Below are 24,262 nucleotides of genomic sequence, written 5' to 3' on the forward strand. Positions count from 1 at the left end.
GTTCGAAATCCCGCATGTGAACTCGCCTTCTGCAGGGGCCTGCGCGGAGAAGGACATATCAAACCGACTGCGCTCTAGTGTCCAAACTGGCTCTCTGGATGATAGTCCAACCACCGATTCATACCCATTTTTGCGTATAGTACATGAGCCTGGTCGAGAAGCCGGGAGGCGGCAGACGTGTTGCCTTTCATTCGCTCCAAACCGCTCCGGATGCGGAGCAGGTGGGCGAGATCAGGCTGCATATCTAACTCAGTTGCCAGTTCATAGGCGTCCTCGATCGTTGGGGATAAGCCCGTCATGCTGTGCAGTTGTGCCAAAATCCCCTGGTTTCGTAGCGACCAGACCATCACGCTTCGAAAGCCGCCGGCTTCAGCGGTCTCCAAAGATCTGCGGGCAAACGTTTTGGCACGGCTAAGGTCGCCTGAAAGGGTGTAGGCGCTAGTTAGAGAGGTCTCTAAATACGCTTGGAGGATGCCCGTTTCATTAGCAGGCAGTTCTCGGTAGATCCGCTCCGAAACTTGGATGGAGAGATCGATCTTGCCTACAATCTGGTATATGAAGCCCAGGTGGCATACCAGAAGCCCAGTCTCAAGAGATCGGCTATGATGTCGCCCATTCCGCAGGACTCTAATTAGATTATGAATAGCATTGTTTAGTTCACCTTGATGGGTCAGCACGTATTGGCGGTAGAACTCAGAGAACATTCCGATAGCTGTGTTGCTTGACTGCTTTGCAATGCCAGCGGCAGTGTTCGCCAAGCTGCGAGCCTCCTGAAAGTTTCCGAGTTGTGCATTGCCCATCGCATAGTAGCCCAGCAAATGGACCACGCGCTCCAGATTCGGCGGCATCTGATCGCGCTCGATCGTAGCAATGGCGGCCTCAACCTCCGCTTTGACCGAGGCGAAAAGCCCCGCAAAATCACCGGAGAAGAAATATCCCATAAAGCCGTAGGGGCTCTCGGCAAATTGACTTGGGTTCCTACCAATCTCTCCTGTAACAGCGGATGCGAAATCGAAGATAAGCCTGTGGTCACGGCCTGCGTCGAGTCCGTGAACAGCCCTCAACTTCGCTATCGACTGGAAACGCGCCTGATGTAGCAGGCTATTTAACATCGTTAGTCTTACCCTTCTGTCGGATTGCAATCCCTCTTGTCCCATTGCCGACTCGAAAAAACGTCCTAGAAGTTCAAACTTTTCTGATTGCTCCAGGGTATCGATAAATGGGTATATCCAAGGTTCGTATTTCTTAGTTCCGCAATTGTTAACGATATAGGTCCCAATGTTTATCTTTTCAGGTTGCAACAGCGTCGCTATCTCAACTGGTAAAATCGATTCTTGAATCTCGTCAAAATCAATAGTTGAGATCACAACATCCGAGGTCGTAACGTGAAACAATTCAATTTTGTCGCGTCTAGCCCTGTCGCCTCTGATCAAATTGACCGCGGCCATCTCATTGAGGACAGCCTCATCCAGTCGCCCAAAAAGGTCTTCGTATCGTTTTCTCGCGATCGCCCCACCTAGTATTGCTACCCGCACCGCGACTAAGCGAGCTGCCTTGGAGCTTTGGAAAAACAGGCGAAATACCGTCGCTTCATAGCCTGGATATCTGCCGGCGCGGATCAGATCCCTAGCGTCCGGTCGATCGAGCGATTTCGGCCCTCCCGGACGTGTGTCGGTATCTAATAGCTGATTAATCAGCAACGGTATCCCGCGAGTAAGCTCGTTCATCGTCTGGACATAGGTCTCACTCACAACCTCACCCGAGAATCTCTGTTCAATCAACGCACGGATTTCGCCAAGCTCAAGTGGCTCTAGCGAAATATGATCGTCGAAAAAATCCTGCGCGAGCTCCAGTTCTTTCCTGCTGCTAATGACGAGCAGGACAGCGGCGTCTTTAACCGTCGAGAACCACTCAAACAGTGCCGGTACATGAAAGGCATTAAAGCTGTCAAAGTCGTCTAGTAAAATAACCGTCTTTCGATACTCCGATACCTGAAATAGCAACATATCCGATTGATAATCACCGGACGGTATTCGTATGTTGCGTCGTTCGATCTTCAATCCACCTTTTGGAATGGCCATAGTTACAGAATAGTCCCCGCTAACCTTCATCGGAGAGCCCAAGAGGGCTGACATTGGATTTCTAACATTTTCGTTTTGCTCGATAAGATCGTGACATAGTCGGCGAACGAGTTCGTCTGGCCCCGAGGTTGCCAGGACAGTTCTGTCATACTTCACCGAGATGCAATCCTGACTTGCCAATTGAGCGACAAAGTTGTCGATTAGATGCGTTTTCCCAATCCCGGCCGAACCTGTCACCAACACAGCCTTTCCGTTGAGAAGGCTGGCGCGATCGGCCATGCTCGCCAGACGCTTCGCGGCTGCAGCGCGCAATGGCACGTTGATGCCATAGGCCGCCGATAGCGCGCCCTTCCTCTGGCTAGCCGCTCGGATCTGGTCGAACAGCGCCCTGATGTTTGCTGGACATTCGATGCCTAAGTCCTGCGCCAGCCGACGCTCATAGCGCTTAAGCATCTCGGTTGCCGACGCGGTTCGATCTTGCTGGATGCGTGACGCAATTATTGTCTTAATGGCGGCCTCGTTATAAGGATCCAAGGAGAGAAGATTGTTACATATCAACTCTATCGCGTCAGGACGATCCAGTGGCAGTGAGACGACCAGTTTGGCGATCCGGTCAGACAGTCTGTTCTTTATTTCTAGTCTTGTGTAGTACAACCACTCATCGAACATTGGATCGAGACCGTCGAGATCATTGTACATCTCGCTTGAAAAGTTTACGCTATTTAACTCCTCCTCGCCAGGAGACGATGGAGTTAGAAGCCTATCCAAGTCGGTTCTAACGTAGCGCTTGTTTATCAAAACATCTGTTTCGCGAGATTCCAGTACGTCAAAGCCGTCGACATTTAAGCTCTTCCGAAGTACCGAGAGAGCGGATCGAAAGCTTGTTGACGCTTGCTCCTGCGGGGAGCGACTCCATAGTAGAGACCACATTTTTGGCCGAGTTTCCCGTTGGTCCTTGCTGGCCAGCAGGATTGCCAATATGGCCTTGGACTTGCGGTTCTTGAGGGTAATTTCGAGGGCATTTTTGCCCAGGAGCCGAAAGGAACCGAAAAGGTTTACCTGAAAGCGGGGTACGTAGTGCTCTTCCATGTAGGTGCCCCTCAGCAGTCATCCTCTGGCGTGACAAAAGTTGGGAATTCGCATCCTGCCTCAGTTGCCGTGAGCCCGCTGTTCAATGAGTAAGAGGTGACGCCACCGATTTTTCGGGCACGTGACCGAGCCACCCGAAGTAGCGCGCTATATTAGCACAATCGAAAAGTCGCGGCAGGCTCATTCGTATGTTGGCTTTTTGCCAACAGTGCAGAAGCTGACGGTTACTCCAACACACTGAAGCAGGGGCGGTGGCGATAACCACCGCCCCTATATCTGAACCTCAGTTCCGGCAGTCGGGACTGACGGGGTCGTACATTCTGGGGCTGACCCCGAGGCACTTGGAGGTCGAAACCGTGCCCGTGCTCCCGTTCGATCCTGTCTGGATGGCGTCTACCAGACCGAATGATTGTGGAGTCTTGACCGCATCCGCGCCCCAAGTGTCGAAATCGCCGTTGTCGGCACGAAGGCTGTGGACGCCAGCAAGTGCCAGCGAAGGCGCGGTCAGGGCAACAAATGCCGACGCCGCTATGATGTTGAGAGTCTTCATGATTATTCTCCCTCTGGTTGAGTTGGTGTGAGCATTGCTCGAATTGTTTGCTTAGGATCGAGCAAAGTCACTTTCTCACCCAACCGTGGGCCCAACGCTTCGTCGTCGTGAAGCGAACGTGAAATCGACAAGAATTATGCGCGAAACTGGGCCTCGGCCGTTTGGCTGCCGGGTCGCCCTGCTGGCCAGGCCTGCCGCTAGCTAAATCCCGCGACCACCGGCGCCGCAACAACCCGTGCTGGAGGAATGGGATCGTGGGAACGTCGCGCCCGACCTAAAGCCGGTCGAGATCCAGTACCATGGCGGCTCCGCCGCCAGCCGACTTGCCATCCAGTCCGGCCGCGCAGATGGCTAATTCAGTTCCAACGCCATACGCCTCCGCCGCGAGCAGCAAGGCGAAGCTGGTCGCATCCGAGGACGCCTGGAACGCGACACCCGCTGTCCGACGTCGGCGAGGCGAGACTAGGTGCGCCTGGGGGGTTAATGGGATAGATCGTTTACCGGCTCCATCCGAGGGATACTGTCAGATCGCGTTGGACATTCGGAAGCGAGACAACCCAGTGCGAAGGCGCATCTATTCGCAAAAAAATGATGACTATCAATGTTTCTAGTGCAAAATATCCCAGGATCGATCACGGGGGGCAACGGCAATGAAGCTGAAAGCTATCGTCAGTGCATCCATACTGTTCTTTGTATCTCCCTCTATCGGCACTGCCCAGGAAGCGACTGGTTGTGCGTCTGGGACGCGCTGCCTAAAGGTTACAAAAGACGGAAAAGTTGACGCTGCGGGAACCTTTGTCGCTCAATGCAGCGGCCGGTTTCCTGATTTCATTGCGCCGCAGGCGCGCATCAATGGTTGGGCCGGCGAGCGGTTTCGTTTGTCCCAGAATTATCCGCCAGCAGATGCGGGTACAGACGCGCCGTGGCGAACGATCGACTTCCGGACACCCGAGGGCGCCGATGCCTATGTTTTAGCGCTGCGGGACTATGCGTATGAAGGGATGATAGAAGCTGATTTCCGGCCGGAAGCCAGCGCCGGACGCCGTTGGTATCACATGCCAATGATGAATTTTGGGTCGGGCAGCCGGGAATTCGTCCACGGATTAACCGAGGAGCGGCCAGTCACAGGGCCAGAATTGGGACTCAAGTCTGGCGTTCGAATCCGAGATTTTGCTGTTGGGTTCTACAATGCCGCTGCGGCGACCACTATTGCGAGGGTCTGGGCGGCCGATGACCCAAGTCTGGTCAACACTGCCTTCCCGCCCGGGTCGATGTCGTTCAAGGTCTTGTTCTCGACGGCCCAAGCTGCAGACTTTGCCGACGGTATCGACCGTCTTGCCGGCGCACCAACTTGGCAGATCTACGAAAATGGGCAGACCATTGACGTGCGACTGATGCAGATGGATGTCGCAGCAGCCGCGCCCGACACACAAACAGGTTGGGTGTTCGGTACCCTCGCCTATGATGCGAGCGCGGCGGACACTTCAACATGGCGGCGCATGCGCCCGGTTGGGCTGTCGTGGGGCAATGACGTGGGCGTCAAGCCTAGTGAAATAGCTGCTGGCACGAAGAAGCTCCAGGAAACGATAGTCAGTAGCCTTGCGCCGGCCTTTGCGGCCCAGCACCTCGGTTGGGCTGGACGAATGAATGGCCCTGTCGACAATCCTGTTTCTGGGTGCCTGAGTTGCCACGGCACTTCCCAATCTCCGCGCGCGCCGCTTATCCCAATGAATAGCTGCACCACCGAAGACCAGAAGCTGTTCTGGTTCCGCAACGTTCCAGGATCAGTTGCGTTTGGCCAGGTCGATCAGAGCACCTGTCAACCGTCATCGTCCGGCAACCCTATGGCCGCCTTGGACTATTCGTTGCAAATGGCTGTCGCGGTGCAGAACGTCTTGCAATTTCGCGAGGTCAATCCGTGCGCTGGGGCAGACCCAATGAGAACTCGGCTACTTCGTGTTTGGAAGGGTGATTTCGCCGTCGACGACCAGATCCCGCCGGAAAGCGACCGCATTCAGCGGTGAAGTGATTGATGTCGTGGCCTCGTGGCCGACAATGGGTCGACCACTTTCGCCCGTGGCCCTGAAAGCCGGATGTCTGCTTTCAGGAAACGGCGACGCTGATCTCAACGTTCGACGTTGAGGCGCAGAGCTGCCATGTGGTCTTTGGGCCGGAAGCGAAAGGTCAACTTGCCGCTGTCGAGAACGGAGAGCGGACCTCAGCTCCACCAGCCAGCTTGCCTAGCATGTGAAACACCATCGCTTTTCGTAGCTGCGTTTGCCACCCCCACGATAATTTGCCTGATATCTAATATAAGCGCACACTAAGATAGGAGGAGGGGCCACAACAACAACATTGGGAGGAAAATCATGGATGCTATGAGCTTCGCTACCCTCGATGGCGGGAAGACGACGATCGAGGTCGCGGCCCTGGAGGCGCTCTCGGCGCAAGTCCGCGGCACAGTACTGCGGGAAGGAGACGCCGCCTACGATGACATCCGTGGCGTCTGGAATAGCATGATTGACCGGCGGCCAAAGCTGATTGTGCGTTGCGTCGGCGCCTCCGATGTTGTCGCGGGTGTGAATTTCGCCAGGGAAAATAGGCTTCTGGTCTCCGTGCGCGGTGGCGGCCACAACATCGCCGGCAGCGCAGTCTGCGATGGCGGCCTGATGATCGACCTGTCTTCGATGAAGTCGATACGGGTCGATCTCGCGGCAAGGCGAGCCTGGGTCGGACCGGGCGCTACGCTTGCCGATGTCGACCAGGAAACGCAGGCGTTCGGACTGGCGCTGCCGACCGGCATTAACTCGACCACGGGTATCGCGGGCCTGACGCTGGGTGGCGGCTTCGGCTGGATCACCCGCAAATTTGGGCTGACCATCGACAATCTCATCTCCGCCGACGTGGTAACCGCCGACGGCCGGCTGCGACGCGCCAGCCATAGCGAAAATCCCGACTTGTTCTGGGCGTTGCGCGGTGGCGGGGGCAATTTCGGTATCGTCACGGCTTTCGAGTTTCAGCTGCATCAGTTCGGGCCGCAAGTGCTGTCGGGACTTGTCGTCCATCCCTTCGCCGATGCCGAAAAGGTGCTGCGCGAATATCGCAAGGCGCTCGAAACCGTGCCGGACGAACTGACCTGCTGGGTCGTTATGCGGCAGGCGCCGCCGCTGCCGTTCCTGCCGGACGAATGGCACGGCAAGGAGGTGCTGGTGTTGGCCATGTGCTATTGCGGCGACATCCAAGACGGCGAAAAAGCGACTCGGACGCTTCGCGCCATCGGCACGCCAATCGTCGATGTCGTCGGCCCCAATCCGTTCACAGGCTGGCAGCAGGCCTTCGACCCGCTGCTGGCGCCTGGCGCCCGCAACTATTGGAAGAGCCATGACTTCACCGAGCTTTCCGACAGCGCGGTCGAGATCACCACGGCGGCGATATCCCGGCTTCCGGGTCCCGAATGCGAAATATTCTTCGGCCATGTCGGCGGGGCGGCGGGGCGCGTCAAGGCGGATGAAACGGCGTTCCCACAGCGCAGTTCGCATTTCGTCATGAACGTCCACGCCCGCTGGCGGGAACCAGCAATGGATAGAGCCTGCATCGACTGGGCTCGCGGCATCTATGAGGCAGCGAGGCCCTATGCCGCGGGCACGGCCTATGTGAACTTCATGCCGGAGGACGAGGTCGAACGGGTCGAAGCTGCGTATGGCGGCAACTATCACCGGTTGCTGGAAATCAAGCAGCGCTACGACCCGCTAAACCTATTCCGCATGAACCAGAACCTGCGTCCGAGGGAGGGCTTGCGGGCCGCCTAATGGCATCAAGCTGCAGGGGCGGCGCGTTCAGCCGCGCCTTCTCCTTGATCTCGCATTCGTAGGATTGAGAGAAACAGGCGTAAGCTTTCGCTGCGACAACAGGATCTTACATCCGACCGGCGCGACCTCTGCGCGCTCGCCTGCCGAGTCAGCTTTAGGGAACGGCAAAGCTGATCTATAGGACCGAGATGAAGTGCAAAGCGCCCATGTCGGCTTTGGGCTGTAGGCTGCCTGTCAGCTTTCCCCATCTTCGCCCGCGCATCGCGTGTTCGGCTCTGTAGTAGCTGAGATCAAATAGTCGCCCGTGAACAATGAAGCTGGTCAGGCTGCGAGCGATTTCGGCCGGCTTTGAAGCGCGGCGAGGAGCAGCCACAAAAGCTGCCTGAACCAGTTGAGCAGCAGCGAGAAGTTGTAGCCGGCGGCGGCCAGGATGGCGTTGACGGCGTCGCCCTGCTCGCCGGCGAGGTAGTTGCGGTCCATCCGGTGCTCGGCCTTGATGTGGCCGATCACGGGCTCGATCGCGGAGCGGCGGCGCATCTGCCGCTTGATGGCCGATGTGACGCGCCGCTTCTGGCCAGCGGTGAAGACCCTGAACTTGTGGCTCTCAGGTGCATTGTGGCCGCGGTATCCGGCGTCGGCGAGGATGCGGCCGATCTCGTTGCCGATGGTCTTCTCCATGTCGGGGATGATCGCTGCGAGCGTGTGGCCGTCATAAGGATTGCCCGGCAGTGCCTTCGCGTGCAGGGCGAACTGGCCACCTTTCGAGCGTTCGAGCGTGGTGGCGAGGGAGACCTTGACGCCGAACTCGTAGGGGGCATGCGCCTTGCCCTTGCCGATGCACTCGACCTCGGGCGCATGCAGGCTCCAGATCTTGCGGCCGCGCTGGCGCTGACGGTGCTCCAGAACCGCTGAAGCCTGGTAGAGTGGCCACCTGAAGATCATCTCGAGCTCTTCTTGGCCGGCGATGTGGCGAGCGATGTCGCGAATGGTCCGGCTGAGATAGGTCTTGAGCTTGCGCAGCGCCCTGTTGGCCCGCTTGAACTGCTTGGCGTGCGCATAACGCTGGTGCTTGATCAGCGCCAGCTTGCCGACCCGCACATAGGTCTGGCGCAAATCCACACCCATCTGCTTGGCCAGCCGCACCAGCCGCTCGCGCGCCCGATGAATGAGCTTGGCGTCGGTCGGGAACATCACGTTCTTCGGCTGCACTGTCGTGTCGACGATCACCCGGCGCGTGTCGGCTGGCTTCATCGCCCCGCTCTTGATCGCAACCGCGAGGCTTTCCTGCAGTAGAGCCGTGATCGGCTCCTCGCCCATGCGCTGGCGCCAGCGCGTCATCGACGAGCGATCGAAGGGCAATTCGTGGCGCAAGAACTCTTCGCCAGTGAGATACTGGAAGTAGGGGTTCTCCACCCAGCGGGCGCACAGCTCCTCGTCCGACAGGTTGAAGGTGTGCTTCAGGATCGCAAGCCCCGCCATCAGCCGCGTCGGCAGCGGCGGCATGCCCGGTCCATCCGAATAGATCGCGCCGAACCGCTCTTCCAGCACCGGCCAGTCGATCGCCTGCGCCAGCCGCACCAGATCATGCTTCATGTTGATGATCTGATCGAGCCTGGAGCGGAACAGGTCCTGCTCTCCCGTCTCGCGCTTCTCGCGTGGCCTGGACACCGCCGTCCCCTCGATTCGCCTCGCCTAAACGAGTGAATCACGCATTGGCGCACAATGGAATCGGCAAATCGAATTGCAAGAAAACAGCGGCCAAACACCGCAAATCCTGCAATGCCTAATCCACAATTTTCCTCAATCAGCGAGCCAGATCAATGGCTTGCCGATAGTTCACGGGCGACCAAATAAGGATTGAAGCACAAGCCGCAGCCAAGGAAATGAGGAGGGTTGCTAGAAGGCGGAGTTCGCCCGCCACAGACCTAACCCTAGATGGAAAAGATCGATTTGATCGGCGAAAGGCAAGGCCCGCAACCTTTCGAGTTTCAGACGCGCGGCCCTCGGATTGTAGTCGATGAGGGCAATGACAGCTCTCACGTCTTCGATCCTATCGGAAATGGCGAGACGTTGGATTTTCTGCTGTGCACCCTTGCTTAGCCCAGATAATAAACCCAACCGAGCCTTTTGGCGGAGCTGCTTCTCCAGCTGACTGACGAACACAGGCAGAATGGTACGCATATCCTCGAAGTAGCGTCCGATCTGATCTGCGACATCCTCGATGCCACCCTTGAGACCATATTGACCTCAATAAGCGCTGGAGCGAGACGGTCTCCCGAACCACGCCTGTTACCTGGCCAGTAGACACCGACCACATCGGTCCGGCCCCTTCCTTCCTCGCTGATCCCCTGCCGGTCCACCGCGATGTAGTCTGTGTTGAGCGTCTCCAGATTGTTAGCCCGAACCAGGAGCTGTTCGAATTCAATCTCCAGTCCGCGCGCGCCATGCTCAGCGATTCGCTGCTTAATGAAGGGCACGTTGTCCCTGCAGAAACTGGCTACCGACTCCGCAGTGGAGAACTTCAGCCCCCTCTGAGGCCAAAACTTTTCATGTGACTCAAACAGATAGGAGCCCTGTCTCGTCGGCCTGATACTGACGAGCCGCTGACCCTTACAGTAAACGTCGAGAAGGTCACTTCTAATCTCGGCGATTAGGTCCCGATCGCGCTGAATCAGCTCGAGAAATGGCTTCAGTGGGCCGGCGAGGAGGTCGTCCTCAAAAGCCTTATCAAGAATGCGAGGTGGCCGAACGGCAATAGTCACGACGTAGCCCCTGGCCAGAAGGAATTCAGCGCGCCAATTCGCACTACGCTAGCAGCGGACAGGAGCAAGCCGCTTAAAACAGCTTGTTGCAATCGATCTCTTGGATACTGGTAATGGGGTGGACCTCCCAAAGTGTCGCACGCCATATGTTCTTGCCAGCGATGGGCGTGTTCCTGGCCTCGCCCTGATGCGCGTCGTCCCAGAAAAGATCACCCTCAATCTCCAAGCAGGAGCCTTCATAATGCTTTAGGTTTCCATGGCTCCAATCCAGTCCATTCAGTCCGGCGATATACCGAAGGCGAGGAGTCACCTCAACGATCATCCGATTCTCAGGTTTGACGTTCTCTGCTGAGTTCGTGAGGGCCATATTGATGTGGGTATCAGTGTTCACGTCGTCGGTAGCATTGCAATTGCAACTTTCACCGTGTGAGCCGCCCGATTTGAAAACCTCCGAAAAATATCCCTGAATTCTCACGGCTGTCCCCACCTTGAAGCGGTCGTGGTCGTCGCCGGGAGCCAGTACATCTGTGAGAGTAACCTTCGTGTCTATGTCCATGTCGTTTGGAATTGCCCACTGGTTCTTCTCTTTGTTGGACTCTGCTTTGGCCGGCGTTTTCGCGCTCCCCTCGGGTGGACAATTGTTGAACGTGTCGATGCTTATATCCTGCGGCAACTGAAGCCGCTGCGTCTTTCGCATCGTCGCTTCAGGAATCAGAATCTTGTTCTGGACTGCCTGTGAGGCCGAGATCGGCAATTTCATAGGGCTTGCCTGGACTGGCATTCGCTCATCTTGATCCGTCTCATCTTCCTGCGCCCAAGCACTGCTAACTTGGCCCGACAGCAATATCGCCGCTGTCACTAGGCATGATAACGAGTGTCGCGACATCAGATCCCCCCGTTGTGAAGTACTGAACAGCGTTCCAGTTAGCTTGCAAAGGTGTCTCGAATAACACCCTGATTCCTTAGCCGACCATCAAATAGCAGTGATATAGACACTACTGCTCGTAAAAGTCTGGTCATAAGGTCTCGACATTGTCAATTAGGCCTTACTAATTTTTCTACCCGGATCGACAGATTTCGGTGTTAGAAATTGGGCGCTTTCCTCGGAGCTAACAGCGTGCAAGCCTTTTTCAATAACATGAAGGTCTGATTTCCTCAGACCCCGACAATCCTCCCGGTCCGAAGCCGTTGTCCATATGTGGTTTCCAGATGAAAGGCGGACTATCAGCAGATAGCCGGCATGGATCGAACGAACCCGTTGCTCAACCATAATCAGTCGGAGCCGTCGATTGTGGACCTTGTGGCGCCACAAAATAGCGCCCAGGTTCATTTGATTTGGCAGAAGCTTGTCGATGAGCTCATTCCAGACCGACACGATGGAATCGACAATGCCATTGAAGGCGTCTACGGCGGCTTGCTGCCGGTCGCTGAAGGCTGCGACGACGCTCTCCCATAGGCCCGTGGCGCCGTCGACAATCGATTGCCAAGCGCCGGCAGCCGTCTGTGACAAGGCGGCAGCGGCGCCGGCCTTGATATCCTCCCAGAAGACCCCAATCGCCACGCCGGCCGCTACGGCCGCGGTAGCGATGGCCAGGGGAATGTCTCCCTATGCCTGTCACCACGGCCGCTATTGTTGATCCAAGCAGCGTCCGCAGGGGCAAGCGAAGCATGCGCGATGACCTAGCCTTGCAGCACCGAGACAGGTCATCATGCGCAACACCGTAGAAAATATCGCATGCTCTCCGAGTGGGGGGAAAGGCGGTAGCGCTCTCCCGCTACCAGTCTCATCATAAGTCATTGAAATCATGGCTAAAACACGGGTTGATGGTAGCGCGTCCAAAGAATCTTGAGTGATTTCAAAGGCTGAGGCCATACGTATCTGCACATTGTGCGCCGACGAACGTCGCAGACGCCGCCGGCTCCCCGACACCGGTAGTCAGCTTCGCGAGTGTCACAGCGACTGTCGGATATATCGCAAGACCGCGTCGGCCTGGTTGCTGCATATTGCGTGACTTTGTTTCGGCACGCCGCTTAGTCCGACTTGGCAAGTGCTTTCAGGATAAAGCGAATCTGCTCACGCAGGCTCGCATCGGTGTCTTCGCCGTGTTTGACGCAGTGTTCGATCAGAACCGGATGGAAGAACGGCATGAACGCGGTCTTGACCGCGCGCGCCGCCTCTGCCGGGTCGCCGACATCGAGTTCGCCTGCCTCGATGCCCTCGCGAATGATCGCCTCGAAGATCGCCACCATCCACTCGATATGAGCTTTGACGATCGCCCAGTTCTCCTGCATGACCGCGACAATCATGTCGTGCATATGCTTCTGCTCGATCAGTGTCGCCCTGCCATGCTGGTGAACAGCGATCAAAAGCCGACTGAGTTTTTCCGGAGCCGTGGCGTTGGTGCGGGCGATCGCAAAAGCGATGTCGGCAGCCTCGTTCAGGGTGCGTTCGCAGATAAACCCGGTGATCGCATCCCTGGAGGGAAAGAAGCGGTAGACATTGCCCCGGCTCATGCCGACATCGGAGGCAATGTCGGCCATCGAGGTCTTATGGTAGCCGATGCGGCGAAAGCGCTCCTCCGCCACTTCTAAAATACGGGCGCGCACCTCGTCGAGATCCGTTCGCATTCCGATCGGGTGATGCATCGATGTCTCCGGAATTGATCGATCAGACACGCGAGGCTTATGGCCGACGGTCGGTCTGCAAACGCGTAAGATCGGTCCGCCCGCAGGCACATCCTGCGGGTGGGAACTTGTGACCGCTCCTGCAGCGACCGAGCCCTATTCCGCGGCCATTGCCAGCCGCAGTTCTGGTTCCGGCTCCTGCTTCGGAGCTTCATGGGTCTGAACCGCTTCCGGCTTGATCCTGAACCACGTGGTGTAGAGCGCGGGAAGGAAGAGCAGGATCAGCACCGTGCCGACCGCCGTGCCGCCGATCAGCGTGTAAGCCATCGATCCCCAGAAGACGGAGTGCGTTAGGGGTATGAAGGCCAGCACCGCGGCAAGTGCCGTCAAGATCACCGGCCGCGCGCGCTGCACCGTGGCCTCGATCACGGCGTGATAGGCATCCAGGCCGGCGGCTTGGTTTTCCTTGATCTGTTCGGTCAGGATCAGCGTATTGCGCATCAGGATGCCGGCCAATCCTATTAGGCCCAGAATGGCGTTGAAGCCAAAGGGCTGATGGAAGGTGAGTAGCATCGGCACGACGCCGACGAGGCCCAGCGGCGCCGTCAGCACGACCATCAACATCGTCGAGAATGATCGCACCTGGAGCATGATGACGATCAGCATGGCGGCGATCATGGCCGGGAAGATCTTCCCCAACGCAGTGTTGGCCTTTTCAGCCTCCTCGATCGATCCGCCCATTTCGATGCTATAGCCGGCCGGAAGGGACGCGATCAGCGGCTGGAGGGCTTTCATTATCTGCTTTGAGACCTCCGGAGGCTGGGTCGCTTCGTTTATGTCGGAGCGGATCGTGATGACGGGCGTGCGGTCGCGGCGCTTCAGGATCGGCTCTTCAAGACGGATTTCGGAATGGCCGATCTGGTCGAGCGGAATCTGCCGGCCGTCCCGGCTCATCAATGAGAAATCCGCCAGGCGCGCCGGGTCCAGCCGCTCGCCGCCGGCGCTGCGCGCCACGATGGGAACATTGCGGATGTCCTCGCGGACCTGCGTGACAGGAACGCCGGTCAAGAGAAACTGGAGCTGCTGGCCCACCTCCGCCGGGGAGAGGCCGATGAGGTTCAGCCGATCCTGGTCCGGGACGAAGCGAAGCACGGGCGTGCGATTGCCCCAGTCGCGGTTGGCCTGTCGCACGTCCGGGACACCCCGCATGATGTCGAGGGCCTTCTCGGAGATGCCGTACAGTTGTGCCGGATCAGGCCCCATGACCCGGAACTCGACCGGAAACGGCGTGAAGGGGCCGAACACGAGCTGCGCGACGCGCACGTTGGCTTCCGGCGCGAGCCCCTGTGCCACCGCCTCCCGAAGCCGATGCTTCAATTCCTCGCGCGCCTCGGCGTTCGGGGTCAGAACGACGATCTTGGCAAAGGCGGGATCGGGCAGTTCAGGCGCCATCGCGAAGAAGAAGCGTGGGGCGCCCTGACCGACATAGCTCGTGACGATCTTGGCCTCGGGTTGGCCGTCCAGCCAATGCTCGAGCTTCTCGACCGTGGCGGTCGTCGTTTCGATGCTGGTGCCTTCCGGCAGGCGAACCTCCACCAGCACTTCCGGGCGGTCGGATGTGGGGAAGAACTGCTGCTTGACGGCGCCCATGCCGACAACGGAAAGCGCGAAGGCGATGCCTACGATACCGGAGGTCACGAACTTGTGGCGCACGGCAAAGGTGATGAGACGCCGCAGGCGCCGATAGTTCGGTGTGTCGTAGATCGCGTGGTGACCGCCTTCGATCGGTTTGATCGCGGGCAGCATCTTGACGCCGAGATAGGGTGTGAAGACCACGGCGACGATCCAGGAGACGATGAGGGCGAACCCCACGACCCAGAAGATGTTGCCGGCATATTCGCCGGCCGTCGAGCGAGCAAAACCTACGGGCAGGAAGCCCGCGATCGTCACCAGCGTTCCCGACAGCATCGGCGCTGCGGTGTGGCTCCAGGCATAGGCCGCCGCCTTGATGCGGTCCATGCCCTCTTCCATCTTCACCACCATCACCTCGATGGCGATGATGGCGTCGTCGACGAGCAGACCGAGCGCCAGGATGAGGGCGCCGAGCGTGATGCGGTCGAAGAACCGGCCGGTTTCCAGCATGATGAGGAACACGGCGGCGAGCGTCAGGGGGACGGCGGCCGCCACGACGATGCCGACGCGCCAGCCCATGCTGAGCAGGCTGATCAGCAGCACTACGCCGAGCGCCATCGCGAACTTCATCATGAACTCGTCGACCGCCGAGGTGATGTTGACGGCTTGGTCGGACACCTTGTCGAGCGTCATCCCGAGCGGCAATGTCCGTACGATGGCCGCCGTCCTGTCCTCCAGCGCCTTGCCGAGCGCGCGACCATCCCAGCCCTCCTGCATAACGGCCGCGAGCATGATGGTTGGCTCGCCCTGGCGCCGGATGAGGTATCTGGGCGGATCTTCATAGCCGCGACGGACCTCGGCGACGTCGGAAAGCTTCAGCGTCCGCCCCGCGGCGGCGATCGGCGTGTCGGCGATTGCCTGGACGCTGTCATACGCGCCATCGACCCTGATGAAGACCTGCGGCCCTTGGGTGTCGATCGAGCCTGCCGGCGTGACAGTGTTCTGCCGCTGCAAGGCGGCGACGATATCCTGGGCCGACACGCCGAGCGTGGCCAGCTTGGCATAGGAGAACTCGACGAAAATCTGTTCGGGTCGTTCACCGAGGATGTTGATCTTCTTGACTCCGGGCACGTGCAGGAGGTCCTGGCGGATCGTCTCGGCCTGCCTCGCCAGCTCTCGCATCGGCATGCCTTTGGCCTTGAGCGCATAGAGGGCGAAGCTCACGTCCGAATATTCGTCGTTGACGAACGGGCCGTAGACGCCGGGCGGCAGGTTGCGGGCTTCATCCCCGAGCTTCTTGCGGGCCTGGTAGAACTCTTCCTGTACGGCGGATGGCGGTGTGCTGTCCTTCAGCGTGACCGTCATATACGCATAGCCCGGCCGGGTGGTCGTCTCGACACGGTCGTACCAGGTCAGTTCCTGAAGCCGCTTCTCCAAAGGTTCGGCGACGAGGTCCTGCATCTCGCGCGCTGTCGCGCCCGGCCACGCGGTCGTGACCGTCAGGGTCTTGATGGTGAAGTTGGGGTCCTCCGCCCGGCCAAGCATAAGGAAGGCGTAAGCGCCGGCAGCCACCAGCAGTAGGATGAAGAACAGGGTGACGGCGCGTTCGCGAACGGCGAGCGCTGAAAGATTGAGGTTCATGTTCAGTTGCTCCCGCTTTCGGAGGCGGTCCTGACACGAGCCCCCTCCTGCAGGAGATGAGCGCCGAGCGACACGATGGGAATGGTGGAGCTCAGTCCGGAGATCACGGCGGTTTCGCTGCTGACGCGAACGAGCTGAACCGGCTGAAAATGTACGGTTGAGGTGGCGCCGTCCAAGACCCAGACGCCGGTCTTCTTGCCGTCGTCGAGCACGGCTCCCAGCGGCACCTGGACCTCCGGCCGACTGGCCTGGCTTGCGACCCGAATGGTCACCGTCGCGCCAAGCGGTGCCGCGGCAGCCTCACCGTCGAGCACATAGCGGGCCTCATAAGTGCGGGTCTGGGCATCGGCCGAGTTGGATAATTGTCGCAGATGCGCCGTATGAAGGTGCCCATCGCCACCGTACACGCTAGCCTCGGCTGCCGAGCCGATCGCCGGCCGGATCGTTTCGGGAAGCGCGACAATTGCTTCGCGCGGGCCGGCCTGGGCGATCCGGACCACTGTCTGGCCGGGGGAGACGACCTGACCCGGCTCGCCGAGTGTATCGACCACCGTTCCATCGGCGTCCGCCACCAGGACCGCGTATGTTGCCTCATTCTCCGCGACCTTGGCTTCGGCTTCGGCGGCAGCGAGCTGGGCCGAAGCGGTATCCAACGCGGCCTTTGCCTGTTCGTACCGCTGCGGAGTTGCAGCCAATCCGTCTTTCACCAAAGCCGCATAGCGCTTTTCGTCTGCTGCTGCCTGGACCAGGACAGCGTGCGCCGCGGCGGCAGCGTTGCGCTTTGCCGTGAGCGCAAGTTGCAGATCGGTCTCGTCAATGCGCATGAGCGGCTGGCCGGCCTTGACCTGATCGCCGGCATCCACGAGGCGCTCAACAACCTTGCCCGGCACGCGAAAACCTAGGTTGCTCTGCACTCTCGCCGCCACAATGCCGGTAAAGCTGCGCGCGGAGCCGGTGACTTGCTCTCCCGTCACCAGTCTGACGATCGGGGGTTCCTGCCTCGGGTCGGTAGCGACGGCGGCTGCCTGCGTCCGATCGGAAAGTGTCACGAAAGCCAGCGCCCCTGACCCAGCGATCAGGATGCTGCCCAGCACAATTAGCGGTCTCTTTTTCATGCCCATCGCCTCACGTCAAAATAGATTGCGTTCGAACTCTATATCTGTTATAGATTACGAATGCAATCTAAAAAGGAGATCGGTGATGCGCGTCAGTCGCACTCAGGCTGCCGAAAACCGCGAGATGGTAATCGACGTGGCAAGCCGCCTTTTCCGGGAGCACGGTTTCGACGGCATCGGCCTTAAGGATCTGATGAAGGGCGCTGGCCTGACCCAAGGCGCCTTTTACAAACAGTTCGCATCAAAGGAGGATCTGGAGGCGCTGGCGTCCAGGCGGGCGCTGGAGCACGCATCGCGCCGGTGGTCGGACGCGGCTGCGAAAAATCCCAAGGACCCTCTTGGTGCTGTGATCGCGTTTTACCTTAGCGCCGGTCATCGCGAAGAAAGGATGGACGGCTGCCCGGTCGTGGCGCTGGGCTCGGATGCCGCCAGGCAGGGCAGCGACGTAAAAGCATCGTTCGAAGCCGGAATCAGGGAATATCTCGGGCTGCTCGGTGGGTGGGTTGGCGATGCCCACGGCGAGGATCCCGATGGAAAGGCCATGGCCGTTCTTTCGACGATGGTCGGTGCGGTCGTCCTTTCGCGGGCCGTCAACGACGAGCGACTGTCGAAGCAATTTCTGCAAGCAGCCGCCGAGAGCATACAGGCGGGGCAGGCCGCTGATCGCCAAAGGGGATCGGCCCAATGACAAAGGCTTCTCCAACCAACGGACGACGGGTTCGACCGAATTTTCGGCGGCTATTTTCTCGGGCGTCTTGGCACAACTGGCTGGAAGGGTTGCGCCGGTTTGAGGAGGCGATCGACACCACCGAACTGGACCTCCTCGAAAGGCGAGTCAGAGGCCTCGAAGCGCAAGTCTCGGAGTTGCGCACAAGGGCGAGGCAGCCGTGATGCTCACATCTTCGATTACGAACTTTTCGGTCGTTTGCACTCTGAGCGGCGAAACGGTCACCCAACTCGGCTGGCTGCCCCCGCCGCGCCAGCCCCAAGCCATGCCAGTTGGCATCGGCGGAGTGCAGGAAGCGAAAGGACAATAGATGCGGCGGATTGTTGTTACGGGCATGGGTGCGGTGACCCCCCTTGCCGCCAATGTCGAAACGTCCTGGTCGCGCCTCCTGGCCGGCCGCTCGGGCATCCGGAGGCTCGCCGACGAGGTTGTTGGAGACTTGCCTGCGAAGATCGGCGGCGTGGTTCCCACTCTGGAAGACGATTCCGAGGCCGGCCTCGATGCCAATGCCTTTCTGGCTCCGAAGGACCAGCGCAGAATTGACCGCTTCATTCTTTTCGCTTTGGCCGCGGCGGAGGAGGCGCTGGCCCAGGCGAGATGGAAGCCGAGTTCAGAGAGCGATCGGGTTCGCACCGCGACGATCATCGCTTCAGGTGTCGGAGGGTTTCCGGCTATCACCGAGGCGGTGCGGACGGTCGACCAGCGCGGCGTTCGGCGTCTTTCGCCGTTCACGGTACCGTCTTTCCTGGTGAACCTCGCGGCTGGCCACATCTCGATCCGCTATGGCCTCAAGGGCCAGATCGGCGCACCGGTGACGGCGTGCGCTGCGGGTATTCAGGCAATCGGCGACGCGGCTCGTATCATTCGCGCCGATGAAGCCGATATCGCAGTGTGCGGTGGCACTGAAGCTTGCATGAACACCGTCAGTCTGGGTGGCTTTGCGGCGGCACGCTCGCTTTCAACATCCTTCAACCACCGCCCCGACCAGGCCTCGCGTCCGTTCGATATGTCGCGGGACGGCTTCGTCATGGGCGAAGGCGCCGGCATCCTGGTTATCGAGGAATTGAGCCATGCGCTGGCGCGCGGCGCGGAACCACTCGCCGAGGTCGTCGGCTACGGCACGACGGCGGATGCGCACCACGTGACTTCCGGTCCCGAGGACGGCGATGGCGCGCGCCGAGCCATGGAGATTGCAATCGCTCAGGCCGGGATTTCGCCGCGCGAGGTGCGTCATCTCAATGCCCACGCAACCTCCACGCTGGTGGGCGACCTTGGTGAGATCGAAGCGATCAAGAGCGTGTTCGGTCACGATTTCGGGATAGCCGTCAGCGGAACGAAGTCGGCGACCGGACACCTGCTCGGCGCCGCCGGGGGGCTTGCCGCGATCTTCACGATCCTGGCGCTCAGGGATCAGATGGCACCGCCCACCCTCAATTTGAGCACTCCTGACCCAGCAGGCGGAGGGATCGACTTCGTCGCAAACCGAGCCCGGCCAGTGGAGATGGAGTACGCGATCTCCAACGGTTTTGGCTTCGGAGGGGTCAACGCGAGCGCTTTATTTCGGCGCTGGGACGGAGAAGGTGCTCGGTGTGCCGACTGAGATACCCCTTTCCTCATTTATCGTCATAAACAAAGAAGAGATATGAAATGCTGGCCTTATCGAAACTACAACCGAGCCTTCTGAAAATATCGAACGCGCTTAGCATGCGCTACGAAAAGTCTGGCGAGGGGCCACCACTCGTCCTTATGCATACGATCCGCACTCAGCTCGAATATTTTCGCAGTTTGGCACCCATTCTCGCCAAGTCGTACACGGTTTACGCTATCGATCTGCCCGGACACGGTCATTCGCCGATCGATCCGCCCGCGCCTTTCGACGAGCCGTATTTCAGGCGAAGCGTCATCGGCTTCATAGAGAAGTTCGACCTCACCGGGGTCACGCTGGTAGGCGAATCGATTGGCGGTGCGTTGGCTCTCACGGTTGCTGCCGCAATTCCGCAACGCATCGAGCGTGTCTTCTCGATCAACCCGTATGACTACGACACGCGTTATGGAGATGGGCTGCGACGTGGCAACTGGTTCGCGAATCTCATCATCGGAAGTTTGCAGATACCTGTTCTGGGGGCATTCAATGCCGCGATAGAGAACAAGATGGTGCTCGGCAAGATCATGGGCGGCGGCTATCACGATCCGCGCAAACTGCCGTCCGACCTTCTTGCCGAGTTCGGCCGGGTGGCGAACCGCCCCGGGTACAAGCGCATCGCACGCAAGGTGCTGGCAGGTTGGCGCTCCTGGAGCGAGGCGCGGGACCAGTATCGGCTCGTCTCAGCACCTGTGACCCTCGTCTACGGCGACAGCGATTGGTCGCGCCCCAACGAACGAGAGCGCACCCGGGCACTTCTCCCTGATGCGCGCATGTTCACACTTAGAAATACCGGACATTTTTCAGCGGTTGAGAATCCATCGGAACTGGCGAGCATCATATTAGGAGGCTAGGGCTTTGGCAGTTCTGCTTCTGAACCCACGGCGCGCCGCCCCCGCGACTGAGGCGGCCGCTCTTTCACATCGACGAAGGTACATCCCATGAAGATTGCAATCATCGGCGCTGGAAACATCGGCGCCACGTTGGCCCGCACGTTTGCCGCTAGCGGCCATGAGGTGAAGCTCGCCAATTCGAAAGGGCCGCACACCATTCGCGATCTCGCCCTCGACGTTGGAGCTGCCGCCGAGACGAAAGAGGATGCCGTTCAGGGCGCTGAGGTGATCATTCTCTCGATTCCCTTTGCGAAATATCCCGATCTCGCCAGTCTTTTCAAGGAAGTGCCTGCCAACGTCACCGTGATCGACACCTCCAACTACTACCCGTTCCGTGACGGTTCGATCGGCGAGGTCGATGGCGGCAAGCCCGAAAGCGTTTGGGTGGGCGAGCAAATCGGCCGGCCCGCCGTCAAGGCATGGAACGCCGTTCTGGCTGCGACGCTGGCCGAGCGCGGCCAGCCGAAAGGGGCATCCGGACGAATTGCAGTCCCAGTCGCCGGCGACGATGGAAAAGCCAAGGCCATTGCCATCCAATTGATCGAGGTCACCGGCTTCGACGTGGTCGACGCTGGAAGTCTCAGCGACTCCTGGCGCCAACAACCTGGCAGCCCGGCCTACTGCACGGAATTGACTGCAGACGAGTTGAAGTCAGCGCTGCAGTCGGCGAAGCGGTCTCGCGCTGCCGGCAATCGTGACGCCCTTCTGAGGGAGTTCATGGCGGCCGGCGGTAAGCTGAGCCACGGCGAAATCGTGGCCCGCAACCGGGCGGACTGCGTGATCACCGAAACCTACGATCGACAATGGAGCAGGAACCGTCGATCTGATAGGTGGGGGGAAAAGCAGTAGCGCTCTCCCGCTACCATCGCCCGGCATTTCTGACCTTCGCGCTCGCGGTCAGCCCTTGCGTTCCTGCAGGATGTTGCCGCCATCCACGACCAGGACGGCGCCATTGACATAGCCGGCTGCGTCGGATGCCAGGAACAGCACGGCCGCCGCGACTTCCTCGGGACTTCCGGCCCGGCCAAGCGGCGTGTTGCGAGCAGCGGCAAGTTCTTCCGGCGTCGAGGCGCCGGTCGCGATCCAGCCCGGCGCGACCGCGTTGACGGTGACGCCGCTGCGCCCGACCTCCAGAGCAAGCGCGTGCGTCAGCCCGATCATGCCGGCCTTGGCTGCGGAATAGGCGGCCTCGCCTTCGTTGGACACGTAAGGCCCGGTCACCGAGGCCATGTTGACGACGCGCCCATGGCCGCGCCGCACCATGCCGGCCAGAAATTCGCGCGTGCTCAAGAACGCGGTCTTCAGGCTGACATCGATGCCGCGGTCCCAGTCGCTCTCGCTGAGATCGATGAATCGCCGACGCAACGCCGGCTGCGCGACGGTCCCCATCCCGGCATTGTTGACGAGGATGTCGATCTCGCCAGCGTCGGAGCGCAGACGCTCGACATCGCCCGAAAGCGTGAGGTTGGCCACCAGGGCGCGGACATCGAGCCCTTCCGCCCGCAATTCCTCTGCCCGCTGCTCGACGCGCGCGGACGAAGCGGTGATGACGACCGAAAGACCGGCCCCGCCCAGCGCTCGCGCGGTCGCGATGCCGATGCCGTCCGCGGCGCCCGCGCCGGTCACCAGCGCCCTGCGCGATTTGCCAAACACGATCATTTCCTCTCCACGACGTTCAGTAGCCGGCGCTGACGCCGAAATCGATCGAAAGCGCGGCCCCGGTGATTGGCGCCGCGCCCGGCTGGCAAAGATAGTGGATGAACGAAGCGATCTCCTCCACCTGGATGAACCTTGCTCTGTCGCCTTGCGGATAGTGCCCCAGAAGCCGGCGCTTGTAGCCGTCGGGATCATCTCCCCCATAAGTCCTCGCCTGATATTCGATCATCGGCGTTGCCGTGTCGCCGGGACACACCGCGTTCACCCTGATGCCTTGCGGGGCGAGTTCCGGGGCCAGAGCCTTCGTCAAAAGCACCAGTCCGCCCTTCGAGGCGCAATAGACGGACGCCCCGTCGTTGCCGACGATGCCGGCATCGGACGCGATGTTGACGATCACGCCTTGCACTGCCGACAGATGCGGAACGGCCGCCGAGATCAGGAAAAACGCTCCCTTGAGATTGACGTCCAGCACCAGGTCCCACTGGTCTTCCGTGACCTCGCTCGTCGGTCCCTCGAGCCAGACCCCGGCGGCATTGACGAGAATGTCTGTGCCGCCGGCCCAGTCCCTGGCCGTGCCAACCACCTCGCGGCAGGCAGCGACGGAGCGTATATCGAGCGGCAAGCCGATCGCGTCCGCTCCGGTCACGGCAATCTTTGCCACGGCGGCGTCGAGTTTGGGGCCGGGAAGGTCGGCCAGCGCGATCCGCTCGCCGTCAGCTGCGAAGCGCAGCCCGGTCGCAAGACCCATTCCGCCAGCGCCACCGGCGATCAGCACCGTCCTGTCAGCCATTCGACAACCTCCACGAAACGCCATGCGGACACAGGCAAATCATGCATTCGGGGCATGCCGCATGGACGAGGCCGGCAAAACAATGGTCTCAGAAATTCCGACCGGCCCGTCTCGATCAACCCAGCTCGAGCGTCGTGATGCCGAAGACCATCGACCGGGCATTGCCGGGCTTACCGCCTTTGTACATGCGCGTCGTCGCAAAACCTGGAACCATGCCAGCGGCTTCGAGAATGGCGGTGAATGCGCTCTGGCCGGCCGGCGCGTCGATATGCAATGCCTCGTCGCCTATCCTGCCCGAGAGGCCCGCCAGCAATGCCAGGGCCGCCTCCGTCCCATCGGCGAACAGCGGCCCGATCTTGAAGCCCTCCCGGCAACGGCGCGCCACGCCGTAGCCGGCAATGCCGGTTGATCCGGCCATTAGCTGCGCAATCCGCGGCTCCTGCAGCCACTCCCGAAGGAAGGTTTCACGTGGCGCCGGGAAGGACTTGCGGTCATAGGCAAATATCTGAGCCATGTCGGCGGCGGTCACGGGCCGTATGTCGCCGCCGTCAGGCAGTCCGACGGGCCGGCCACTGTAGCGGACGGTCTCATAGGCAGGCAAGAAGCCCATGCGCTGGTAGTTGTCCCGCTGCTCGGCCACGCCGTCGAGACCGATGACGCGATTGCCGAGGCGCGCCATGCCGGCATCCCAGACCGCCTTGCCGTGGCCTTCGCCGCGCCGGTCCGGCCGACAGATATAGAGGCCGATGAAGCCGAAGCCCGGGCCGTAGGCGACGGCCGAAATGCCGGCCACCATCTGGCCGCCGACAAAGGCGCCGATGAACCCCTCGGGATCGGCTGTCCGCAAAACGGCGGCGTCACCGAGCCCGGGATTCCAACCCTCCCCCGCCGCCCAGTCGACGAGCGTTTCGACCTCACGGGCCGTCAGTGTCCGGATCGTTCTTGGCATCGTCTGACTCGGGGCTGCCTTAGTAGGGGACCTCAAGCCGTCAGGATAGGTCGCCGCTTGCAGGCTGCAAAGTGCACACGAAGCTTCCGAGCCCCATTGACCGCCGCCAACCTATTTAACCGACGCCACCGCGCACACGGCGGAAATCGCTCCCATGGCCCGGCAGAACGCGCCTTCGTCGAAGCGTGGATCCTCGACGATCGTTTGCGGATCGACGCCGGGAACGGCCCCTGGGCGCAAGGCTGCGGACCGGACTATTATTGGGACGGGTTTCCCGAGCCGATGCAAGGAGTTAGCAAGG

Annotated in this window: 18 protein-coding genes and 1 pseudogene; 7 read left to right on the forward strand and 12 right to left on the reverse strand. The window is 60.0% G+C overall.

From position 1 onward, the window contains the following. Positions 1–74 precede the first annotated feature (74 nt). Together DPM33_RS04990 and DPM33_RS04995 are read right to left on the reverse strand one after the other, a co-directional pair. Positions 75–3,170 carry an ATP-binding protein gene (locus DPM33_RS04990; RefSeq protein WP_112096207.1) on the reverse strand — a complete coding sequence of 1,032 codons (3,096 nt, stop codon included), beginning with the start codon at positions 3,168–3,170 and terminating at the stop codon, positions 75–77. Positions 3,171–3,453: 283 nt separating this feature from the next. Further along, a complete protein-coding gene (locus DPM33_RS04995; protein WP_112096209.1) occupies positions 3,454–3,720 on the reverse strand; it encodes a hypothetical protein in 267 nt (88 codons plus the stop codon). A gap of 650 nt (positions 3,721–4,370) precedes the next feature. Here DPM33_RS04995 and DPM33_RS05000 point away from each other — a divergent pair. Beyond that, the gene (locus DPM33_RS05000) at positions 4,371–5,744 is read left to right on the forward strand and encodes a hypothetical protein (RefSeq protein ID WP_112096211.1); all 1,374 of its coding nucleotides are present in this window, start codon (positions 4,371–4,373) and stop codon (positions 5,742–5,744) included. Between the two features lie 345 nt (positions 5,745–6,089). Beyond that, positions 6,090–7,529 (forward strand): FAD-binding oxidoreductase, encoded by a 1,440-nt coding sequence (locus DPM33_RS05005; RefSeq protein ID WP_112096213.1) that lies wholly within the window; start codon positions 6,090–6,092, stop codon positions 7,527–7,529. 321 nt (positions 7,530–7,850) lie between these two features. On the opposite strand, the gene DPM33_RS05010 is transcribed toward DPM33_RS05005, so the two are convergent. Beyond that, complete coding sequence (locus DPM33_RS05010; protein ID WP_112096214.1) at positions 7,851–9,197, reverse strand: IS5 family transposase; 1,347 nt, start codon at positions 9,195–9,197, stop codon at positions 7,851–7,853. A 267-nt stretch (positions 9,198–9,464) separates the two neighbouring features. On the opposite strand from DPM33_RS05010, the gene DPM33_RS36625 reads away from it, so the two are divergent. Beyond that, positions 9,465–9,629: a hypothetical protein gene (locus DPM33_RS36625; RefSeq protein ID WP_208648364.1), complete on the forward strand. Its 165-nt coding sequence runs from the start codon at positions 9,465–9,467 to the stop codon at positions 9,627–9,629. Here DPM33_RS36625 and DPM33_RS36630 read toward each other — a convergent pair. The 6 genes from DPM33_RS36630 to DPM33_RS05040 form a co-directional block, all read right to left on the reverse strand. Further along, positions 9,626–10,291: a hypothetical protein gene (locus DPM33_RS36630; protein ID WP_112096217.1), complete on the reverse strand. Its 666-nt coding sequence runs from the start codon at positions 10,289–10,291 to the stop codon at positions 9,626–9,628. The genes DPM33_RS36625 and DPM33_RS36630 overlap by 4 nt on opposite strands. A 73-nt stretch (positions 10,292–10,364) precedes the next feature. Continuing rightward, positions 10,365–11,051, reverse strand: coding sequence for a hypothetical protein (locus DPM33_RS05020; RefSeq protein WP_146770206.1), 687 nt, complete (start codon positions 11,049–11,051; stop codon positions 10,365–10,367). A 279-nt stretch (positions 11,052–11,330) separates the two neighbouring features. After that, positions 11,331–11,852, reverse strand: a complete 522-nt coding sequence (locus DPM33_RS05025) for a hypothetical protein (RefSeq protein ID WP_112096222.1) — start codon at positions 11,850–11,852, stop codon at positions 11,331–11,333. 470 nt (positions 11,853–12,322) lie between these two features. Next, entirely contained in the window at positions 12,323–12,937 is a 615-nt protein-coding gene (locus DPM33_RS05030; RefSeq protein WP_112096224.1) for a TetR/AcrR family transcriptional regulator, read from the reverse strand. 135 nt (positions 12,938–13,072) lie between these two features. Next, the gene (locus DPM33_RS05035; protein ID WP_112096226.1) at positions 13,073–16,189 is read right to left on the reverse strand and encodes an efflux RND transporter permease subunit; all 3,117 of its coding nucleotides are present in this window, start codon (positions 16,187–16,189) and stop codon (positions 13,073–13,075) included. A gap of 2 nt (positions 16,190–16,191) precedes the next feature. Next, the gene (locus tag DPM33_RS05040; protein ID WP_112096719.1) at positions 16,192–17,304 is read right to left on the reverse strand and encodes an efflux RND transporter periplasmic adaptor subunit; all 1,113 of its coding nucleotides are present in this window, start codon (positions 17,302–17,304) and stop codon (positions 16,192–16,194) included. 85 nt (positions 17,305–17,389) lie between these two features. Between DPM33_RS05040 and DPM33_RS05045 the strand changes: the two genes are divergently transcribed. The 4 genes and pseudogenes from DPM33_RS05045 to DPM33_RS05060 all read left to right on the forward strand — a co-directional run. Beyond that, positions 17,390–17,992, forward strand: a complete 603-nt coding sequence (locus tag DPM33_RS05045) for a TetR/AcrR family transcriptional regulator (protein ID WP_112096227.1) — start codon at positions 17,390–17,392, stop codon at positions 17,990–17,992. A 349-nt stretch (positions 17,993–18,341) separates the two neighbouring features. Next, on the forward strand, positions 18,342–19,631 hold the full coding sequence (gene fabF / locus DPM33_RS05050; RefSeq protein WP_112096229.1) for a beta-ketoacyl-ACP synthase II: 1,290 nt from the start codon (positions 18,342–18,344) through the stop codon (positions 19,629–19,631). A gap of 104 nt (positions 19,632–19,735) precedes the next feature. Further along, entirely contained in the window at positions 19,736–20,527 is a 792-nt protein-coding gene (locus DPM33_RS05055) for an alpha/beta fold hydrolase (protein ID WP_245442006.1), read from the forward strand. Positions 20,528–20,602: 75 nt separating this feature from the next. Then, positions 20,603–21,415, forward strand: a pseudogene (locus tag DPM33_RS05060) (NADPH-dependent F420 reductase); the annotation flags it as partial. 48 nt (positions 21,416–21,463) lie between these two features. On the opposite strand, the gene DPM33_RS05065 reads toward DPM33_RS05060, so the two are convergent. From DPM33_RS05065 to DPM33_RS05075, 3 genes are all read right to left on the reverse strand, one after another. Next, the gene (locus tag DPM33_RS05065; protein WP_245442007.1) at positions 21,464–22,219 is read right to left on the reverse strand and encodes an SDR family oxidoreductase; all 756 of its coding nucleotides are present in this window, start codon (positions 22,217–22,219) and stop codon (positions 21,464–21,466) included. A gap of 22 nt (positions 22,220–22,241) precedes the next feature. After that, a complete protein-coding gene (locus DPM33_RS05070; RefSeq protein WP_112096237.1) occupies positions 22,242–23,012 on the reverse strand; it encodes an SDR family NAD(P)-dependent oxidoreductase in 771 nt (256 codons plus the stop codon). Positions 23,013–23,127: 115 nt separating this feature from the next. Continuing rightward, positions 23,128–23,961 carry a GNAT family N-acetyltransferase gene (locus tag DPM33_RS05075; RefSeq protein ID WP_112096239.1) on the reverse strand — a complete coding sequence of 278 codons (834 nt, stop codon included), beginning with the start codon at positions 23,959–23,961 and terminating at the stop codon, positions 23,128–23,130. Between the last annotated feature and the right edge of the window lie 301 nt (positions 23,962–24,262).

The sequence above is a fragment of the Mesorhizobium hawassense genome (assembly GCF_003289945.1).
GTDB classification, from domain to species: domain Bacteria; phylum Pseudomonadota; class Alphaproteobacteria; order Rhizobiales; family Rhizobiaceae; genus Mesorhizobium; species Mesorhizobium hawassense.

Coding starts and splice junctions, on each gene's coding strand:
- DPM33_RS04990 (WP_112096207.1), bottom strand. CDS start 3,170: ATGGAAGAGCACTACGTACCCCGCTTTCAGGTAAACCTTTTCGGTTCC.
- DPM33_RS04995 (WP_112096209.1), bottom strand. CDS start 3,720: ATGAAGACTCTCAACATCATAGCGGCGTCGGCATTTGTTGCCCTGACC.
- DPM33_RS05000 (WP_112096211.1), top strand. CDS start 4,371: ATGAAGCTGAAAGCTATCGTCAGTGCATCCATACTGTTCTTTGTATCT.
- DPM33_RS05005 (WP_112096213.1), top strand. CDS start 6,090: ATGGATGCTATGAGCTTCGCTACCCTCGATGGCGGGAAGACGACGATC.
- DPM33_RS36625 (WP_208648364.1), top strand. CDS start 9,465: ATGGAAAAGATCGATTTGATCGGCGAAAGGCAAGGCCCGCAACCTTTC.
- DPM33_RS05020 (WP_146770206.1), bottom strand. CDS start 11,051: ATGAAATTGCCGATCTCGGCCTCACAGGCAGTCCAGAACAAGATTCTG.
- DPM33_RS05030 (WP_112096224.1), bottom strand. CDS start 12,937: ATGCATCACCCGATCGGAATGCGAACGGATCTCGACGAGGTGCGCGCC.
- DPM33_RS05035 (WP_112096226.1), bottom strand. CDS start 16,189: ATGAACCTCAATCTTTCAGCGCTCGCCGTTCGCGAACGCGCCGTCACC.
- DPM33_RS05040 (WP_112096719.1), bottom strand. CDS start 17,304: ATGAAAAAGAGACCGCTAATTGTGCTGGGCAGCATCCTGATCGCTGGG.
- DPM33_RS05045 (WP_112096227.1), top strand. CDS start 17,390: ATGCGCGTCAGTCGCACTCAGGCTGCCGAAAACCGCGAGATGGTAATC.
- fabF (WP_112096229.1), top strand. CDS start 18,342: ATGCGGCGGATTGTTGTTACGGGCATGGGTGCGGTGACCCCCCTTGCC.
- DPM33_RS05055 (WP_245442006.1), top strand. CDS start 19,736: ATGCGCTACGAAAAGTCTGGCGAGGGGCCACCACTCGTCCTTATGCAT.
- DPM33_RS05070 (WP_112096237.1), bottom strand. CDS start 23,012: ATGGCTGACAGGACGGTGCTGATCGCCGGTGGCGCTGGCGGAATGGGT.
- DPM33_RS05075 (WP_112096239.1), bottom strand. CDS start 23,961: ATGCCAAGAACGATCCGGACACTGACGGCCCGTGAGGTCGAAACGCTC.